The sequence below is a fragment of the Pseudomonas sp. GOM7 genome (assembly GCF_026723825.1).
GTDB lineage: Bacteria > Pseudomonadota > Gammaproteobacteria > Pseudomonadales > Pseudomonadaceae > Aquipseudomonas.
Window position 1 is genome coordinate 4,612,692 of the sequence record NZ_CP113519.1, and the last position, 20,312, is coordinate 4,633,003.

9 protein-coding genes and 2 pseudogenes are annotated in these 20,312 nt (G+C 64.1%); 9 read left to right on the forward strand and 2 right to left on the reverse strand.

Annotated features, from left to right (window positions below):
- Positions 1–25 precede the first annotated feature (25 nt).
- From OU800_RS24430 to OU800_RS20490, 3 genes and pseudogenes are all read left to right on the forward strand, one after another.
- Positions 26–604, forward strand: a pseudogene (locus tag OU800_RS24430) (DUF4347 domain-containing protein); the annotation flags it as partial.
- Positions 605–1,135: 531 nt separating this feature from the next.
- Positions 1,136–5,380, forward strand: a pseudogene (locus OU800_RS24435) (beta strand repeat-containing protein); the annotation flags it as partial.
- 1,262 nt (positions 5,381–6,642) lie between these two features.
- Entirely contained in the window at positions 6,643–8,127 is a 1,485-nt protein-coding gene (locus OU800_RS20490; RefSeq protein ID WP_268179182.1) for a TolC family protein, read from the forward strand.
- Positions 8,128–8,184: 57 nt separating this feature from the next.
- Here OU800_RS20490 and OU800_RS20495 read toward each other — a convergent pair whose 3' ends face one another.
- A complete protein-coding gene (locus OU800_RS20495) occupies positions 8,185–10,473 on the reverse strand; it encodes a YgiQ family radical SAM protein (RefSeq protein WP_268184391.1) in 2,289 nt (762 codons plus the stop codon).
- A gap of 410 nt (positions 10,474–10,883) precedes the next feature.
- On the opposite strand from OU800_RS20495, the gene OU800_RS20500 reads away from it, so the two are divergent.
- The 6 genes from OU800_RS20500 (at position 10,884) to OU800_RS20525 (ending at position 19,121) form a co-directional block, all read left to right on the forward strand.
- Positions 10,884–11,708 (forward strand): hypothetical protein, encoded by an 825-nt coding sequence (locus OU800_RS20500; protein ID WP_268179183.1) that lies wholly within the window; start codon positions 10,884–10,886, stop codon positions 11,706–11,708.
- Positions 11,705–13,336, forward strand: coding sequence for a GH3 family domain-containing protein (locus tag OU800_RS20505; protein WP_268179184.1), 1,632 nt, complete (start codon positions 11,705–11,707; stop codon positions 13,334–13,336). The genes OU800_RS20500 and OU800_RS20505 overlap by 4 nt, the downstream gene beginning before the upstream one ends.
- Positions 13,336–14,442 carry a GNAT family N-acetyltransferase gene (locus OU800_RS20510; protein WP_268179185.1) on the forward strand — a complete coding sequence of 369 codons (1,107 nt, stop codon included), beginning with the start codon at positions 13,336–13,338 and terminating at the stop codon, positions 14,440–14,442. The genes OU800_RS20505 and OU800_RS20510 overlap by 1 nt, the downstream gene beginning before the upstream one ends.
- A 13-nt stretch (positions 14,443–14,455) precedes the next feature.
- On the forward strand, positions 14,456–15,550 hold the full coding sequence (locus OU800_RS20515; protein ID WP_268179186.1) for an HlyD family secretion protein: 1,095 nt from the start codon (positions 14,456–14,458) through the stop codon (positions 15,548–15,550).
- A complete protein-coding gene (locus tag OU800_RS20520) occupies positions 15,543–17,087 on the forward strand; it encodes a DHA2 family efflux MFS transporter permease subunit (protein ID WP_268179187.1) in 1,545 nt (514 codons plus the stop codon). Before OU800_RS20515 ends, OU800_RS20520 begins: the two co-directional genes overlap by 8 nt.
- Positions 17,088–17,219: 132 nt before the next feature.
- Positions 17,220–19,121, forward strand: a complete 1,902-nt coding sequence (locus OU800_RS20525; protein WP_442964717.1) for a diguanylate cyclase domain-containing protein — start codon at positions 17,220–17,222, stop codon at positions 19,119–19,121.
- A gap of 23 nt (positions 19,122–19,144) precedes the next feature.
- Here the strand turns inward: OU800_RS20525 and alr are convergent, their stop codons facing one another.
- Positions 19,145–20,221, reverse strand: a complete 1,077-nt coding sequence (gene alr / locus OU800_RS20530) for an alanine racemase (protein WP_268179189.1) — start codon at positions 20,219–20,221, stop codon at positions 19,145–19,147.
- Positions 20,222–20,312: the final 91 nt, after the last annotated feature.

The window sequence follows — 20,312 nt, forward strand, 5'->3', positions numbered from 1 at the left end:
GGCCATCAGCCTCGAAGCCCGCATGATGTTCGACGGCGCCGTGGCCGCTACCGTCGCCGAGACCACCGCCAGCCAGCCCACCGATACCCCGGATGCGGCAAGCAGCCCCGACGCCTCGCACGACACCCTGGCCGCAGCGTCAGAAAGTGCCACGGCCGATCAGCGTCAGGATCTGGTGTTCATCGATGGCAAGGTGGCCGACAAGGAGCAACTGATCGCCTCGCTACGCCCGGGAGTCGAGGTGGTGGTACTCGACGGCAACCGTGATGGCCTGCAACAGATCGCCGACTATCTGCAAGGCCGGCAGGACATCGATGCCATCCATATTTTCAGCCATGGCGAGCAGGGCCTGCTGAAACTGGGCAGCGCCACGCTGGACAACCAGAACGTCGCCAGCCGCTCGACCGAGCTGGCCGCGATCGGTGCCAGCCTCAGCAGCGACGGCGACATCCTCCTTTATGGCTGCGACATCGGTCGTAGCGACAGCGGTGCCGCCCTGGTGGAGCAACTGGCGACGCTGACCCAGGCCGACATCGCGGCCTCCTCCGACAGAACCGGCGCTGCCGCCATGGGCGGCGACTGGGAGTTGGAGCGGCAGAGTGGCGAAATCGCCGCTCATGACGTGCTGGACATGGCGCAACTGGCAAACTACGACAACCTGCTAGCGCTGCCCTCAGCTACCCAGTCGTTTGGCGATACCTACTGGAACAACAATACCGGCGGCAACACCGTCGACGGTTTCAACATTACCGAATCAACCGGTGCAACCCGGGCCAGCTCACCTGATTCCATCTATTTCAATACCAGCCCGCAGATGGATGGCGACGGCAATTATTATTACGAGCTGACCTGGACCGCAGACAATGTCGACCTGGGCACATTCGACCTCGACGGCATGGTGATCCAGAGCTTCGGCGGTGAATATCGCCTCGATTTCAGCGCCACCTCGGGCGGAATCGCTGTCGATGACTCATTTACCTACAGCGGTGCTCAGGGGCCGCTGACCATCGACCTGAACGCCTCCAAATACAACGACATCTCCTCCTTCACCCTGCGCGTGACCAATCTCGTTGGTGCCTCATCGGTAGCCAACATGGATCTGCAGCAACTGATCCTGGCCGACCTGAAAGGGGCCAACAGCGCTCCCACAATCGGCAATCTGAATGGCGACAGTGTCGCCTGGAACGGCGCCGGCAATACAGTGCACCTCGACCTGGGCAGCAATGCCAGCCTGACCGACACCGAGCTGGGCGCGTTGAACGGCGGCAACGGCAACTGGTCCGGCGCTAGCCTGGTGATCCAGCGCAACGGCACGGCAGTGGCCAGCGACATACTGGGCTTCGACACCGATGGCGCCCTGTTCACCGTCAGCAACGGCAACCTGCAAGCGAACGGGCAGACCTTCGCCACCTTCACCAATAGCAATGGCGTGCTGACCGTCAACTTCACCAGCAGCGGCACCAACGCCACCACGGCCTTGGTCAACGACGTGGCACAGCGCATCACCTACCGCAACGACACCCCAGCGGGCGACGCCACCATCCGCTTCACCCTCAATGACGGCGCAGGGGGTAGCGCCAGCGCCACAACCACGGTCACCAGCGATACCATCTACGTGACCAACAACACCGACACGGCCACCATCAACGTGAGTAACGGTGTGAGCTTCAGCGAGGCCGTCGCCATCGCAGCCGCTGACAACACCGGCAGCCAGACCATTGTCTTCGACTCCTCACTGGCCGGGCAGACGCTGAACCTCAACGCCGTATCGATCAACGAGAGCCTGACCTTCGATCTGGATCAGGTCAGTGGCCTGACCCTCACCGGCGGCACCATCACCCTGGGCGGGGGTACCACCCAGACCTTCAGCAACGGTTCGGGTGATACCGCGTCCATCATCAGCGTGGTCGCCGGCAGTGGCGCACTGACCAAGGCCGGGGCCGGCAACCTGACCCTGAGCGGCGCGGCCAACAGCTTCTCCGGGGCCACCAACATCGCCGCCGGCACCCTGACCGTCGCCAACGGCAATGCCATTGCCGATAACAGCAGCGTGTCGATCGCCGCAGGCGCCACCCTGGCGCTGAACAGTAACGAAACCATCGGCAATCTCTCCGGGGCGGGGGCGATCAACCTGGGCAGCAGCACCCTGACGACAACCCAGACTGCGGACACCACTTTCTCCGGCAATATCAGTGGCAACGGTGGCCTGTCTGTCAACCAGACAGGCTCGGCCAGCCATGCACTGACCCTCTCCGGCAACAACAGCTACAGCGGCAGCACCACGCTGCTCAATTACGGTTGGCTGAAGCTCGATGGCGACGCCTCGGTGTCCAGCAACAGTGCGGTACGGGTCAACGGCAACAGCGTGCTGACCCTGCTCTCGGATCAGACCATCGGCAGCCTGGCCAGCAACAACGCCAACGCCAGCATCCAGCTTGGCAGCCATACCCTCACCAGTGGGGGCGACAACACTTCAACCAGCGTCTCCGGGATCATTTCCGGGAGCGGTTCGCTGATCAAGCAGGGCAATGGCGTTCTCACCCTGGCTGGCAGCAACAGCTACAGCGGCACCACCACCGTCTCCGCCGGTACGCTGTCGATTGCCGGTGATGGCAACCTCGGCACGGGCGGCCTGACCCTGGCTGGCAGCACGCTCGCAATCACCGGCGCCACGACCATCGACAATGCCATTGCCCTCACCGGCAACAGCACCATCGACAACAGCAACGCCGTCACCAACAGCGGTGCCATCAGCGGCGCCTACGACCTGACGAAAACCGGTGTAGGTACCCTGACCCTGTCCGCCAACAACAGCTATGGCGCCACTTTCGTCAATGCCGGCACCCTGAGCGTAAGCAGCGACGGCAACCTGGGCTCGGGAACGGTCAATCTGGCTGCGGGCACCACGCTGGCGCTCACCGGCGCGGCCACCATCGACAACGCCATCGTCCTCGGCGGCAACGCCACGGTCACGGCAGCGGCCAACGCCACCCTGTCCGGCGTGGTCAGCGGTGCCTATACCCTGACCAAGGCGGGCGCCTCGACCCTGACCCTGTCCGGCACCAACACATACGGCGCCACTACCGTCAGCGCCGGCACCCTGAGCGTGGCTAGCGACGCCAACCTGGGCAACGGCACGCTGACTCTGGCGGCTGGCAGCACCCTGGCCACCAGCAACGCCACCACCATCGACAACGCCATTGCCCTGAGCGGCAACGCCACGGTCAATACTGGCGCAGACACCACGCTCTCCGGCGTGATCAGCGGCAGCAACAACCTGACCAAGACCGGCGCCGCGACCCTGACCCTGAGCGGCAGCAACAGCTACAACGGCAGCACCAACGTCAATGCCGGCACCCTGAGCGTCGCCGGTGACGGCAACCTCGGCGCCGGCAGCCTCAACCTGGCCAATGGCACCACCCTGCTGATCACGGGCAACACCACCATCGACAATGCCCTGGCATTGACCGGCGTGGCCACCATCAATGCTGGCGCCGCCGCGACGCTCTCCGGGGTAATCAGCGGCAGCGGCGGCCTGACCAAGACGGGCAGCGGCAGCCTGAGTCTCTCGGCCAGCAATACCAACACCGGCAGTACCACAGTTTCCGCCGGTACTCTGCTGGTCGACGGCAGCACCAGTAGCGCCACCACCGTGGCCAATGGCGCCACCCTGGCTGGCGGCGGCACCCTGGGTGGCGACGTCACCGTGCAGAACGGTGGCACCCTCTCCCCAGGCAACGGCGGCGCCGGCACCCTGACCGTGAATGGCAACCTGACCCTGGATGCAGGCAGCACCCTGGCACTGGATATCAATGGCACCAGTGCGGGCAGCGGCTACGATCAGATCGTGGTCAATGGCAACGTCGACGTTTCCGGCGCGACGCTGTCGGTCACCCACGGTTATGCGGCCGGCAATGGCGAGATCTATGAGGTCATCCTCAATGATGCCGCCGATGCCATCGTCGGCACCTTCAGTGGCCTCAGCGAGGGTGGCACCTTCAACGCGGCGGGCAATGGCACCCAATTGACCACCAGCTATGCCGGCGGCACTGGCACCAATGACCTGACCCTGACCGCCCCCACCGCGCCGACGGTCACCAACGTCTCGTCCAGCACGGCCAACGGTACCTACAAGATCGGCGACACGATAGTCGTCACCGTCCAGTTCAGCAGCACCGTGAACGTCACTGGCACCCCGACCCTGACCCTGGAAACCGGCACCACCGATCGCGTACTCAACTACCTCTCCGGCTCGGGCAGCGACACCCTGAGTTTCAGCTACACCATACAAGCCGGTGACAGCTCCGCCGACCTCGACTACGCCTCCACTTCGGCCCTGAGCCTAAACGGCGGCAGCATTCAGGACGGCACCAGCCAGGCCGCCCTCCTCACCCTGCCAACACCCGGCGCTGCCGGTTCCCTGGGCGCCAACAAGGCCCTGGTGGTGGACGGCGTGCGCCCGGCCGCCAGCAGCATCACCCTCAGCGATACAGCCCTGCGCATCGGCGAGACCGCCACCGTCACCGTGACCTTCAACGAGGCCGTGCAGGGTCTGGACATCGCTGACTTCAGCGTGGCCAACGGCAGCCTCAGCGGCCTCAGCAGCAGCGATGGCGGCCTGACCTGGACCGCCACCTTCACGCCCAGCAGCAACATCACCGATGCCAGCAACATCATCACCCTCGACAACAGCGGCGTGATGGACCTTGCCGGCAACATCGGCAGCGGCAGCACCGACTCGGCCAACTACGCCATCGACACCCAGCGCCCGACCGCCAGTATCCTGGTCGCCGACAGTGCGCTGAAGGCAGGCCAGAGCACCACGGTCACCATCACCTTCAGCGAAGCGGTCACCGGACTGACCACGGGTGACTTCAGCGTGGCCAACGGCACCCTCAGCAATCTGTCCACCTCGGACAACATCACCTATACCGCCACCCTGACGCCCAGCGCCAATGTCACCGACAGCAGCAACCTGATCACCCTGGACAATACCGGCATAACCGACCTGGCCGGCAACACCGGCACGGGCAGCACCGATTCGGGCAACTACGCCATCGACACCCAGCGACCCACCGCCACCATCGTGGTCGCCGATACTGCGCTGAAGGCCGGGCAGAGCACCACGGTCACGGTTACCTTCAGCGAGGCGGTGACCGGCCTGACCACGGGTGACTTCAGCGTGGCCAACGGCGCGCTCAGCAACCTCAGCTCCAGCGACGGCGGCATCACCTGGACAGCGACCCTGACGCCGAACGCCAACGTCACCGACACGACCAACCTGATCACCCTGGACAACACCGGCTACACCGATGCCGCCGGCAATACCGGCACCGGCACCACCGACTCCAACAACTACGCCATCGATAGCCGTTCCCCAGCAGTCACCTCCGTCAATGTCCCCACCAACGGCACCTATGTAAACGGGGACACCCTTGATTTCACGGTGAACTTCGATGAAGCAGTGACCGTCGATACCAGCGCTGGCACCCCACGCCTGGCGATCACACTGGATACTGGCGGTACCGTCTACGCCAATTACCTCAGTGGTTCGGGCAGCACTGCGCTGGTGTTCCGCCTGACGATCGGTAACGGTCAGCAGGATACCAATGGCATCACTATTGGCACCGGGCTCCAAGCCAACGGCGCCACGCTGCGTGACGGTGCCGGCAACAATGCGCAAACGGCACTGAATAATATCGACGCCACCAGCGGGGTTCTGGTAGATGCCGCTCCGCCCCAAGTCGCCTCAATCGTCATCGACGGTTCCTCACCGACCACTAGCAGCAGCCTGAGCTTCACCATTACCTTCACGGAAGACGTCAGTGGCGTCGCACTCAACAATTTCTCCCTGGTCAGCAGTGGCAGCGCAAGCGGCGTCTTGCAATCATTGCAACAGGTAGATGCCCGCACCTACCGCGTCACGGTAGGCGGAGTGACCGGACAAGGCACCTTGGGGCTATCCATTTCAGCCGCTGCCAACCTGATTACCGATGCCATCGGCAACGCTTTGGTAAGCGACTTCGCCATACCGGGCTTCCTAATCGGCGGCTTGAACGATGGTGACCCCGAGTTCCGTAGCAACCCAGGGGACAACATCCTGCCTACGGAGCCCGGTTCGCAGCCCGATACGGTTCTACCGCCAGCCCCGGCTCCGATCATCGCCTCGCCACTGTTACCACCGCCCTTGTTCGATCTACCGACCCTGGGCAGCGGTATTCCTACCCTCGGCAACATCTTCATCAACAATGGTGCTCTGGCGCCCAGCTACATTGCCCAGGTCTTCTCCAGCAGTGACAGCGGGAGCAGCAATGGCAGCGCCGTGGGCTTCCTCGGATTTGGCGGTGGCGATGCCAGCGTATTCGGCAGTAGCAGTTTCTCCGGCCTGTTCAGCAAGGAGGTGCCCCAGCAATCGGGAGATATCCAGCTACGCTGGGGCGGCAGCCTTGGCGGCAATGACCTCGGAGCGGTGACCGGGGCACCGACATTGGGCCAGCAGTTGCAAGAGATAGGCGCAAGCGAACAACGCCAGATAAGAGACCTCGCCTGGGCGCTGGGGCAGTTGTCCGCGCAAATGCCACAGGCCTGATCGGCGAAACCTATAAGAATCGAATGAACACCGTACTAGGGGGCAGTTCAAGGATGGGTAACACGAAAACATTGTTCACGATCAGCTTGTTGACGCTGGCCATCAGCGGCTGTGCCGTCACCAGCAAGCCGATTGACCGCAGCGTCAGTGAACAAAGGGCACAACAGGATCTGGCGGTCATGTTCAAGGATCAGGAGCCGCTCAATGGCCCGCTGACCTTGCATGAGGCCATGGCTCGTGCGGTGAAGTACAACCTCGAGGCGCGCCTGAAGGTCATGGAGGAGGCCATGGCGCAGCGCCAGGTCGACCTGGCCACCTTCGACATGCTGCCACGCATGGCGTTGTCGGCTGGCTACGCCGGGCGTAGCAACATGAGTGCTTCCAGCAGCGAGAGCATCCGCACCGGCACCCAATCGCTGGAGCCCTCCACCTCGCAGGATCGCGACCGCGACGTCGCCGACCTGACCATGGTGTGGAACGTGCTCGACTTCGGCGTCAGCTACGTCAGCGCCAAGCAACAGGGCGACCAGCGCCTGATCGTGCAGGAACGTCGGCGCAAGGTGCTGCACACCATCATTCAGGATGTGCGTTCGGCCTATTGGCGCGCAATGGCAGCCGACCGCCTGCTCACCCAGATCGACAGCCTGATGAACCGGGTCGCCCAGGCCCGTGACAACAGCCAGCGCCTCAGCGAACAGCGCATCGGCGACCCGATCCAGGCCCTGAGCTACCAGCGCGCCCTGATCGAAGCCACCCGCCAACTGGAAGAACAACGCCGCGCGTTGTCCCTGGCCAAGACCGAACTGGCGACCTTGATCAACCTGCCCCTGGGCACCGACGTCGAACTGGCGCCCGATGCCGGCTATCAGATGCCGGAGCTCAAGGTCGAACTCAGCCAGCTCGAACAGGAAGCCCTGGCCAGCCGTCCGGAACTGCGCGAGCAGGATTATCAGGCACGCATCAGCGCCGCCGAAACCCGCAAGGCCATGCTGCGCCTGCTGCCTGGCCTGGAGTTCTCGGCTGGCGGTCATTACGACAGCAACTCCTTCCTGGTCAATCAGAGCTGGGCCGACTACGGCGTGAAGGTCACCTGGAACCTGTTCAACGTGCTTTCCGCGCCAGCGGCCATCGACGTGGCCAAGGCCGGCCAGGAAGTCGCCGACGCGCGCCGCCAGGCGATGTCGATGGCGATTCTGGCGCAACTGCACGTGGCCAATGCCAACTTCCGCGAAGCTCAGCGCCAGTTCCAGACCAGCCAGCAACTGGCAGGCCTGGATAGCCAGATCGTCGAGCAGTTGCGTAACCGCTACCAGGCCCAGGGCATCGGTGAACTGGAGTTGATCCAGGGCGAGTTGAACACCCTGCAGGCCGACCTGCGGCGCGACCTGGCCTATGCCGAGCTGCGCAACAGCTATGGCCAGTTGTTCGCCAGCGTGGGCTTCGACCCGTTGCCGGAGAGCATCGCCTCCGACAGCATCGAGGACATCGCCGCCGCGCTGGCCAGCCGCGAAGCGCAATGGCAGTCAGGGCAGATGTAATCTCGACAGGCGTGTCTGTCGGTCACTGAGGCCGACAGACACGCCCAGCTTTGCCCCTCAGCGCGGCGCTACCGGGCGTGATTTCTTCTTCCCGCCTGTGCCCTTGCCGCTGCCCTTCTTCTGTTCCTGCAACTTGGCGAAGGCCGCGGCCTTGGCCTGTTCACGCTTGTCCCAGGGCTTGCTGCCATCACTGGCGCGCGGCGGCAGGCCATTGTGCTGGGTGAGCAACTTGCCACCACCGCCTACCTTCTTGCTGCCGGCCGGCGTGGAGTTCTTGCGCCGCGCGCTCTGGTACTCGTCGGTCTGCGGCTGGTAGGTGGGGATCAGGTGGTGCTTGCCGTTGCCGATCAGATCGCTACGGCCCATGCGCTCCAGCGCCTCGCGCAGCATCGGCCAGCCCTTCGGGTCGTGGTAGCGCAGGAAGGCCTTGTGCAGGCGGCGCTGCTGCTCACTCTTGACGATGGTCACGCCGTCGCTCTTGTAGGTGACCTTGCGCAGTGGGTTCTTGCCCGAGTGGTACATGGCGGTGGCGGTAGCCATCGGTGACGGGTAGAAGGCCTGCACCTGGTCGGCACGGAAGCCGTTGCGCTTGAGCCACAGGGCAAGGTTCATCATGTCTTCGTCCGTGGTGCCGGGATGCGCAGCGATGAAGTAGGGGATCAGGTACTGTTCCTTGCCCGCTTCCTTCGAGTACTTCTCGAACATCTGCTTGAAGCGGTCATAGCTGCCAATGCCCGGCTTCATCATCTTGTCCAGCGGGCCACGCTCGGTGTGCTCCGGGGCGATCTTGAGGTAACCGCCGACGTGGTGAGTGACCAGCTCCTTGACGTATTCCGGCGACTCCACGGCCAGGTCGTAGCGCAGACCGGAGGCGATCAGGATCTTCTTCACACCGGGTAGTGCGCGCGCCTTGCGGTACAGCTCGATCAGGGACGAGTGATCGGTGTTGAGGTTCTCGCAGATGCCGGGGAACACGCAGGACGGCTTGCGGCAGTGACGCTCGATTTCCGGATCCTTGCAGGCGATGCGATACATGTTGGCGGTCGGCCCTCCGAGATCGGAGACCACGCCGGTGAAGCCTGGCACCTTGTCGCGCATCTCCTCGATCTCGCGGATGATCGACTCGTGCGAACGGTTCTGGATGATGCGGCCTTCGTGCTCGGTGATCGAACAGAAGGTGCAGCCGCCGAAGCAGCCACGCATGATGTTCACCGAGAAACGGATCATCTCGTAGGCCGGGATCTTCTCCTTGCCATAGGCCGGGTGCGGCACCCGTGCGTAGGGCATGCCGAACACGTAGTCCATTTCCTCGGTGGTCATGGGAATGGGTGGCGGGTTCAGCCAGATGTCCATGTCACCGTGCTTCTGCACCAGCGCGCGGGCGTTGCCCGGGTTGGTTTCCAGGTGCAGCACGCGGTTGGCGTGCGCATAGAGCACCGGGTCGTTGCGCACCTTCTCGAAGGACGGCAGGCGGATCACCGTCTTGTCACGGGTCATGCGCGGGCTTTCGAGTATCTGCACGACCTTGGCTTCGTTGGGGTCTTCGACCTCGCCCTTGGCCTGCTCGATGGCGCAGGCCTCGGTGTCCTGGGTATTGACGTAGGGGTTGATGATCTTGTCGACGCGGCCGGGGCGGTCGATACGGGTGGAATCCACCTCGAACCAACCCGCTGGCGTATCGCGACGAATGAAAGCGGTGCCGCGCACATCGGTGATGGCCTCGACCTGCTCGCCCCGCGACAGGCGCTGGGCGATCTCCACCACAGCGCGCTCGGCGTTGCCGTAGAGCAGGATGTCAGCGGTGGCGTCCATCAGGATCGAGCGGCGCACCTTGTCCTGCCAGTAATCGTAATGAGCGATCCGACGCAGCGACGCCTCGATGCCGCCGAGCACCACCGGCACGTGGCTGTAGGCCTCCTTGCAGCGCTGGCTGTAGACCAGGCTGGCACGATCCGGGCGCTTGCCGGCGAGGCCACCTGGGGTATAGGCGTCGTCGCTGCGAATCTTCTTGTCCGCGGTGTAACGGTTGATCATCGAGTCCATGTTGCCCGCTGCGACACCGAAGAACAGGTTCGGCTCGCCGAGCTTCATGAAGTCGTCTTTGCTACGCCAGTCCGGCTGGCTGATGATGCCGACGCGAAAGCCCTGGGCCTCGAGCAGACGGCCGATGATGGCCATGCCGAACGACGGATGATCCACATAGGCATCACCGGTGACGATGATGATGTCGCAACTGTCCCAGCCGAGCTGATCCATCTCTTCCCGGCTCATCGGCAGGAAGGGTGCGGGCCCGAAACATTCGGCCCAGTACTTGGGATAGTCGAACAGGGGCTTGGCGGCTTGCATGGACATGGAGAGAGACCGGCGGTAGCGAACGGGTAGGAAAAATCGCGGGCGCGAAATGTAGCACAAATTTTAACCAAACCCGAGCCCTCCGCTCGGGCTTTTACCTATCTGTCCCCCTCCGGCAGCCGTCCTCCCCCATCCAAAAGCGGGTGCGCGCGCCAAGGCGTCGAGCCGTTTGGGTCGTTTGGCAACACGCCGCCCAGGACGGGAAATGGCACAGCGCGCAAGTTTGACGCTGCCGAACTTTGGATCAATGGCCCCGCCTGGCCATCGACTGAAAACTCCTCCCTCGCGCAGATCTCTCCAATCTCGTTGCGTGGTTGGAGAGGCCCTGAGAGATGCAGGCCCACCCAGCAGTTAGAGGAAACACCTGCCCAGATAAATGACAACGTCCATTGAGGGACACACCCATGCTTGTACCTGCCGAAAAACTTAGCAGCCGCTATGTACCCCTGCAGCGCCTGACTCCTGCCGATACCCAGCAGATGTACGCGGTCTTCTCGCAGTACTACCAGAACACCACGCAGCAGACCTTTCTCGACGACCTCTCGCGCAAGAGCGGCGTGATCCTCGCACGCACCCGCAAGAGCAAGCGTATCGTCGGCTTTTCGACCCTCACGCACTTCGACATCAACGTCGGCGGCAAACGCGCCAGGGGGTTGTTCAGCGGTGACACCATAGTCGAGCCGGCGTACTGGGGCTCTCGCTGCCTGCATGTGGCCTTCTACGCGCAACTGATACGCGCACGCCTGCGTCATCCGCTGACCCCGCTCTACTGGTTGCTGATTTCCAAGGGCTACAAGACCTATCTGCTGCTGACTCGCAACTTCTACGCCTACTACCCCGACCGCAACACGCCCGACAGCCCGCTGAAGCAGGTGGTCGCGGCCTACAGCCAACAGCTCTTCCCCAAGGCCTTCGACCCACAACGCATGCTGCTGGACTTTGGCGAGGGCGCACAGCATCTGAAAGAGGAAGTCGCCAGCATTACCCCAGAGCTGTGCGAACAAGACGCCGACATCGCCTACTTCGAGCAACGCAACCCGTCCTGGCGGCGCGGCACCGAGCTGCCCTGTGCAGGGGAAGTGTCCTACTCCGCCCTGCTACGCTATTGCTCGCGCCTGGCGCTGAAGCTGCTGCGCCGCAATCTGAATTGGCGAGCGGCCACAACTGCCGCGCAGCCCTCGGCACAAGCCAGCGTCATCCAGGACGGCTCGGCCGAGCTGAGCCAATGAGCGCAGTGATCGCCAGCCGTTGCGGCCACGGCCTGCTCAAGGCCTTCATGCAAGGTGGGCTGCAGCGTTTCGAGCGTCAGGCACACGACCTTGAGGCCGTGCAGCGCCGCCTGCTGCGCGACTGGAGCCAACGCTTCGTACGCTCCCCGCGTGGCCGCAACAGCGGCATTCGCCCCGATGATAGCTGGGAGCAGATAACCGCACGCCTGCCCGGCAGCCATTACCGCGACTATCAGGACGACCTCGAGCGGCAACGCCGGGAGAACCAGCAACGCCTGATCGACAGCCCCATCAGTCGCTATCAGCCCACCAGCGGCTCCACCTCGGCGATCAAGTGGATCCCCTACACCCGGGCCTTTCTCGGCGAGCTCGACCAGGCGATCAGTCCCTGGATCGGCGACCTCTACCGGCAATACCCGCAGATCGCCCAGGGCAGCCATTACTGGTCGCTGTCATGGATTCCCAGCGCATTGCGCGAAAGCAGCAGCGCCGACCTCAACGACGACATGCAGTTGATGTCGCTGGGCAAACGCCTGATCGCCGGCCTGACCCAGACCGCGCCACCCGGCATCGCCCTGGCCGGCAGCGCCGACGACTCGCTGTTCGCCACCCTGGCCTTCCTGGTCGCCGATACACGCCTGAGTGTGATGTCGATCTGGAGCCCGACCTTCGGCCTTGGCCTGTTGGAACAACTGGGCCAGTGCCGCGAAGAACTGGCCGAGGTGCTCAGCCGCGGCCATTGGGGCCAGCGCAGCACCGCCATGGCCACGCTGCGCTGCCCACGCTCGACAGCCGCCGCCCAGCGCCTGCGCGCCTGGGATGGCCAGGCGGATCCAGCCTTCTTCGCCGAACTCTGGCCACAACTGGCCCTGGTCAGCGCCTGGGATACCGCCGCCGCCGCGCCCTGGGCCCAACGCCTGCGCCAGCTACTGCCGCAGGCGGGCTTCCAAGGTAAAGGACTGTGGGCCACGGAAGGCGTGGTCACCTTCCCGTTTCGTGGCTGCTACCCACTGGCCTACCGCAGCCATGTCTATGAGTTCGAGGATCTCGACAGCGGCAAGATCCTGCCACCCTGGGCCCTGCGCCAGGGCCAGCAGGTGATGCCGCTGCTGACCACCGGCAGCGGCTTCGCTCGCTATCGGATGAACGACATCCTCGAGGTCAGCGGCCACTGGCGCACGCTGCCCTGCTTCCGTTTCCTCGGGCGCAACGATGGCGTCGATCTGGTCGGTGAGAAGATCAGTGCGACCCTGGCGCAAACCGTACTCGATCGCCTCGACTATGCCGGCTACCTGCCGATCACCCTGCTGGCCCTGGATGACAGCGGCGAGGGGCGCCCCGGCTATGTGCTGCTGCTCGAAAGCAACATCGAGCCACGCTCGCTCGCCCTGCAGGACCTGGCCCAGCAGTTGGAAAACGCCTTGCTCGACAACTTCCACTACCGCCTGGCCCGCGACCTCGGCCAGCTCGCTGCCGCGCGCTGCATCGCCCAGCCGCAGATGCGCCAGCTATATCTGGAGCAGGCCCGGGCGCGCGGCATGCTGGAAGGCAATATCAAGCTCGAAGCTCTGCGCCACTGGCCCGGCGAACTGCCCGCCAGCCTGCGCCCACTGTTGCAGGTGAGCTGATGGCGAACGATCACGAGATTCTGGTACGCCCGGCCCGGCCCGATGACAATGCGGCGCTGCTCGACCTGCTGCGGCGCACGCCACAGATGGGCAGCGTGACCCTGACCTTCGAGCGCGAGCCGGATTTCTTCAGTGGCGCCCTGGTGGCCTGCGAAGCGCCGCAGGTGCTGGTCGCCGAACACGGCGAACGCCCAGGCCACTTGCTCGGCATGGTGGATATCGGCCAGCGCCAGCAGTACATCAATGGCCAACCCTGCAGGGTCGGCTACCTGCATGACCTGCGCATCGCCGCCGAAGGACGCGGCGGCCGCGTGCTGGGCGCACTGTTTCGCGCCATCGCCACGGCCATGCAGACGCCCGGTAGCTGGATGGAAGCCGTCATTCTCGAAGACAACCTGATCCCCCTGGGTATCGTCGGCCGCGGCCGCGCCGGGCTGCCCAACTTCTATCCGAACGGGCGCATCACCACCAGCCTGTTGCCCGGTCGCCAGTCCCGCCGCCACGCCGACAGTGGCCTGCAGATCCGCGCTGCGAGCGCTGCGGATGCGCAGGCCATGCAACAGCTCTGGCAGCAGGCCGCCAGCCGCCAGGGCTTCCCGGTCTACGAGATCGAGGCGCTACTGGCGGGCAGTCCTTATTACTTGGGGCTGCGCATCGAAGACTACTGGCTGGCCTGCCTCGACGGGCAGGTGGTCGGCGTGGTCGGCGTCTGGAAGCAGAAGGCTTTCAAGCAGACCCGCGTGGCCCGCTACAGCCCATGGCTGGCCGCCCTACGCACGCCCTACAACCTCTACAGCCGATTGTTCGGCGGCCTGCACCTGCCCGCCGTCGGCGACACCTTCGACTACCTGCACCTGCACGGGTTGAGCGTGCGCAACGACGACCCGCTGGTTTTCCAGGCACTGCTCGAGCACGTCCTGGCCCACCAGGTACAGCCTCGGCAAAGCCTGGTGTGCGGCTTCTTCGACGATGACCCACTGGCGCAAGTCGTCAGCCGTTACCGGCGCCAGACCCTGCACAGCCGCCACTTCCTCCTCAGTTACGACCACGACCCGCGCCCGGCCCAGGCGCACGGCCACCGCCATGTCGAAATCGCCCGCTTGTGAGAGTCGCACCACCATGACCCACGCCGAACCTGCACGCCCCCTCGCAGCCAAACCAGTCGACCTGGATTCAGGCTACGCCATGGATGCCAAGACCCTGCGCCGCCTCGCCCTGTTCGCCGCCATGCTGCTCTGCATTGCCCTGGCTTTCGGGGCGTACTGGCTGCTGCAAGGACGCTTTCTGGAAACCACCGACAATGCCTATGTCCGCGCCGATATCGTCGAGGTCTCCAGCCAGCTTGCCGGGCGCATCACGCGCGTACAGGCGCAGGACAACCAATGGGTCGAGGCCGGTGACGTGCTGGCCCGCCTCGACGACGCCGATTACGTCTATCAGGAGCAGCGCATCCAGACGCAGATCAACGACCTGCAGGTTCAGTTGCACAGCCTGTCCAATCAGCAGGAGCAGCAACAGGCGCGAATCGAGGCGCAGGCCGCCGAGGTTCAGGCCGGCAGCGCCGAACTCGGTCGCCAGCAGGACAATCTCGAACGCCTGCGCGCCCTGCGCCGCAACGGCTTCGTCTCGGAGGAGCAGTTTTCCAGCCTCAGCGCCAATGTCGCAGTAGCCCGCGCCAACGTCGACAAGGCCAAGGCCGGGCTAAAGGCTTATCGCCTAGAACTCGAGCAGCTCGATAATCGCCGCCAGCAATTGCAGAATCAGCTCGACGGCGCCCACAACGACCTGGCCCAGGCACGTCTGAACCTGGCCCGCACGCGGATAGTCGCGCCGATCGCCGGACGGGTCGGCAACCGCTCGCTACGCGAGGGGCAGTACGTGCGTCCGGGCGAGGCGCTGCTCGCCCTGGTGCCACGCGAGCTTTGGGTGCAGGCCAACTTCAAGGAAACCCAGGTCGCGCGCATGCACCCACAGCAAAAGGTCGAGCTGCGCTTCGACGCCCTCCCCAACCTGCGCCTGCAAGGCACCCTCGATAGCCTGTACCCGGCCACGGGCGCCGAATTCAGCCTGCTGCCGCCGGACAACGCCACCGGCAACTTCACCAAGGTGATCCAGCGCGTGCCGGTGAAGATCCGCCTGCCGGAAAACATTCCCGAACTGGAGCGCATACGCCCAGGCATGTCGGTCATCGCGACGGTGGACAGCCGTGACTGAGCAAGCGCTGGCGCAACGCGAGCCCAGCCTGCGCGACTGGATCGCAGTGCTCAGTGCCATGCTCGGGGCCTTCATGGCGGTCATCGATATCCTCATCACCAACGCCTCGCTCAAGGAGATCCAGGCCGCCCTCGGCGCCACCATCAGCGAAGGCTCGTGGATATCCACCTCTTATCTGGTCGGCGAGATCATCATCATCCCGCTGACGGTCTGGCTGACCAACCTGTTGGGCGCGCGCCGCCTGACCGTCTGGCTGTCGATCGGTTTCATCGTCTCCTCGTTACTCTGCTCGCACGCCTGGTCGCTGCACAGCATGATCGCCTTTCGTGCCATGCAAGGGCTGTGCGGCGGCGCCTTCATTCCGCTGGCCTTCAGCATGGTGCTGACGCGCCTGCCGCCCCATCGCCGCCCGATCGGCATGGCGCTGTTCGCCGTCACCGCCACCTTCGCCCCAGCCATCGGCCCGTCCATCGGCGGCTGGCTGACGGAGCACCTGGGCTGGCAATACCTGTTCTACATCAACCTGCCGCCGGGCCTGCTGATGATCTGCGGGCTGCTCTACGGCCTGGAGAAACGCGCCATCGACTGGCGGCAGATACGTCGTGCCGACTACGCCGGTATCTGCAGCATGGCGCTCGGCCTGGGCTGCTTGCAGGTATTTCTCGAGGAGGGTTATCGCAGCGACTGGTTCAGCTCACGATTGATCGTGGTGCTGGCACTGATCGCCTTCGTCAGCCTGGGCTGCTTTCTCATCATTCAGCTATCGCGCCAGCATCCACTGCTCAACCTGCGCATTCTCGCGAACCGTAACTTCGCCCTCAGTTGCATCGCCACCGTGGGCCTGGGCATCGGCCTGTATGGCTCGATCTACGCGCTGCCGCTGTATCTGTCGCAGATTCAGAATTACAGCCCGCTGCAGATCGGCGAGCTGATCATGTGGATGGGCCTGCCGCAATTGGCGCTGATCCCCTTCGTGCCGCTGTTGATGCGCTTCATCGACCCACGCCTGCTGTGCGCCATAGGTTTCATGCTGTTCGGCTATGCCAGCTTCATCAGCGGCTCGCTCAACCCCGACCTGTCAGGCCCGCAGCTACTGCATATCCAGCTAATCCGTGCCATCGGTCAGCCGCTGATCCTGATCACCTCGTCGCTGATTGCCACCAGTTACATCGAACACAAGGACGCGGGCGACGCCTCGGCGCTGTTCAATATCCTGCGCAATCTCAGCGGTGCGATCTTCATCGCCCTGCTGATGACCATGCTGCAGAACGACACCAGCCGCAATTACCAGTACCTCGGCGAATCGCTCAGCAACCTCAACCCTCAGGCCCTGGAGCGACTCGAATGGCTCACGGAAAAACTCGGCAGCACGCAGCGCGCCCTCGCCGTGCTCAGCCAGGAAACCCGCGAGCAGGCCTCGATCCTTGCCTACAACGAGGCCTTCCATATCATGGGCTGTGCGCTGGTGATCAGCGTGGTGGCAATCCTGTTTACCCGCCGCCTGCCGCCAGGCCTGAAGCCTGGAGAGGTGCATTGAAGCAAAGCGGGATCATGGCGATCGTCAGGCTGGGCTATACCTGTCACCAAGCTTGTGATCACAGTCCCCCTTATGGCTTACTCGACGCAGCAAAGCATCGGCAGCGACAGCCGGGTTCACGGAGTGCGTGTAGTGCAGCGATTAGTCTTATCGATCGTCCTGCTGCTCGGTCTGGTGGCCGCTGCGTGCGCAGCTCCTGCCGTGCTGGAGGACAATAGCAGCGGCCATTCGCTGAACGGATACATCGAGCTTCTGGAAGATGTCGGCGGCCGGCTCAGCATCGCTGACATGGCCGACCCACTGGTGCAGAACCGTTTCCAGCCGGGCAATGGCCGTGCCAGCGTCGGTCAGAGCCTCAACCCCTGGTGGATCAGGCTCAGCCTGCAACGCGAGACTACTGCCCCCTCACGTTGGGTACTGGAAGTCGGCTCGGTCACCCAGCTCGACCTGCAGCTCTATCAGGCCGATGGCCAGGGCGGCTGGCACCAGCGCCAGGCTGGTGAGCGCGTGGCCTTCAGCGAGAGTCGTGACCACCCTTACCGGCGCATGGTGTTCGATCTACCCGAAATCGGCGAACAACCGAGCACCTTCTACCTGCGCGCTTTCGACCCCGCCGGCAACTCCTTCCCGCTGCGCATCTGGCAACTCGATGACCTCACGCAACTGGCCGTGCGCGAGAATCTGGGGCTTGGCGCCATCTACGGGGTGGTCTTCGCGCTGTTGCTGTACAACCTGTTCATCCTCATCTCGCTACGCGACAAGGCCTACTTCTGGTACGTGCTGACCACCGCCTTCGCCCTGCTCTTCATCATGAGCATGACCGGCCATGGCGCGCAGTACCTGTGGCCGAACCATCCGGTGCCGGCCTGGCTCGACCGCATCACCCTGCCCTCGCTGTGGGGGCTGTGCGCCAGCCGCTTCACCCAGACCCTGCTGCAGACACGCATTCACGTCCGCTGGGCGCATCACCTGCTGAACATGGCCTGCGTGGTCTACCTCATCGCCATCGCCCTGACCCTGTTTGAACACCGCTACCTGGCTGCCTGGGCCATCGCCCTGCTGTCGCTGACCAGCATCCCTGCGGCACTCGGCAGTGCCATAATTCGCTGGCGCCAAGGCTTCTTCCCGGCGCAACTGTATCTCTATGGCTATGGCCTGGTGCTCGGTGGCGTGGCCATTCTGCTGCTGCGCACCACCGGCGTGCTGCAACCGGCCGAATGGAATGCCTATGTGTTCCCACTGGCGGTGGCAGCCGAATCGATCCTGTTCTCCTTCGCCCTCGCCTACCGCATCCAGATCCTCAAACAGGAGCGGGCCGAAGCCCTGCAGCAGGCCGACCGCGAGAAGACCGCACGCCTGGCACAGTTGCAGGCCAGCGCAGAAGAGCTGCAGAACGCCGTGACCGAGCGCACCGCCGAACTGGCGGCGACCAATGCCCAGTTACGCGAACGTGAGCGCGAGCTGCAGCATGCGGCCTTTCATGATCCGCTGACCGAACTGCCCAACCGTCGCTACCTGGTCGAGCGCTGCGAATCAGCCCTGGCCCATGCCGAACGACACAAGGAGAGCGTCGCGCTGCTGCTGATCGACCTGGATCACTTCAAGCCGATCAATGACCGTTTCGGCCATGCCGCCGGCGACCTGATGCTGCAGGTGATTGCCAAGCGCCTGCGCGAACATGTTCGCGCTGGCGATGCGGTGGCCCGCCTGGGTGGTGACGAGTTCGCCGCGCTGATCTGCGGCAACGACGCCGAGAACCAGGCCCGGGAGATCGCCCAGCGGCTGCTGGCAGAGCTGTCCGAGCCGGTGCATTACGGTGCCGAACGTCTGCGCGTGACCATCAGCATCGGCGGCGCCCTGTACCCGCGCCACGCGAAGAACTTCACAGGCCTGTACAAGGCCGCCGATCAGGCGCTGTATCGGGTCAAGGAGCTGGGCCGTTCGGGCTCGCGCATCTACGGCGACGATGGCGAGCTCAGCGAACAGGCCTGCCTGCAGCTCGACGTGCTCAAGGTGCCGAGCGGCCTGGCCTAGGAGTGCATCAGGGCTACATCAACTCAACCGATATAGCGCCGGGGCACGCGTGTGGTGACCTTGGTCAGCAGTTCGTAGCCGATGGTGCCGCAGGCGGCTGCCACCTCATCCACCGGCAGGTTCGCGCCCCACAGCTCCACTGGCGAATCGATACCGGCTTCGCTCAGCTCGGTGATATCCACGGCCAGCATGTCCATCGACACCCTACCCGCCAGTGGCGCACGCTGCCCCTCGACCAGCACCGGCGTCCCGCTCGGCGCGTGGCGTGGATAACCATCGGCATAGCCGCAACTGACCGTGGCGATGCGCGATGGGCGCTCGGCAATCCAGGCGGCGCCATAACCGACACTCTCGCCCACTGCCACCTCACGTACGGCGATGACTCGCGCCGCCAGGGTCATGGCTGGCCTGAGGCCGAGATCATGGGCGCTGAGCTCAGCGAAGGGGGTGGCACCGTAGAGCATGATGCCGGGGCGCAGCCAATCCATGTGCGCGGCGGGAATGGTCAGTACCGCCGCCGAGTTGGCCAACGAGCGATGGTTGAAATCCAGATCCAGCAAATCGAGGAAGCGCTCGACCTGCAATTCGGTGAGCGGATGGCCACGCTCGTCAGCGCAGGCGAAATGGCTGAGCAGGTTGAGTTCGGCAACCTGAGCAGCATCCTGCAGACAGGCATGCCACAGACGCAACTCAGTAGGCTCGAACCCCAGACGGTGCATGCCGGAGTCCAGCTTGAGCCAGACGTTGAGCGGACGCGCCAATTCACTGGCGATCAGCGCCCTGGCCTGTGCCGCACTTTGCACCACCAGATCCAGACCGAGCTGCGCCGCGATGGCGTATTCGCTGGACTCGAAGCAGCCTTCGAGCAGCAGGATGCGCGCCTCGCCGTGCATCGCCCGCACCTCAGCCGCCTCCTCCAGGCTAGCCACGGCGAAACCGTCGGCGACATCCTGCAGTGCCGTCACCACCTCCCGCACGCCGTGCCCGTAGGCATTGGCCTTGACCACCGCAAACGCCTGCCGCCCCGGCGCACAGCGCTTGGCAGCGGCGTAATTGTGGGCAATGGCGGCAAGATCGACGATAGCAGCAAGCGGACGCATAGGGAAAAGCCTGAACGAAAAAACGGGTGCCCATCTTAACCGTTGGGCACCCGTTTTCATTGAGCAGGATCAGCTACAGGCTGCAAGCTGC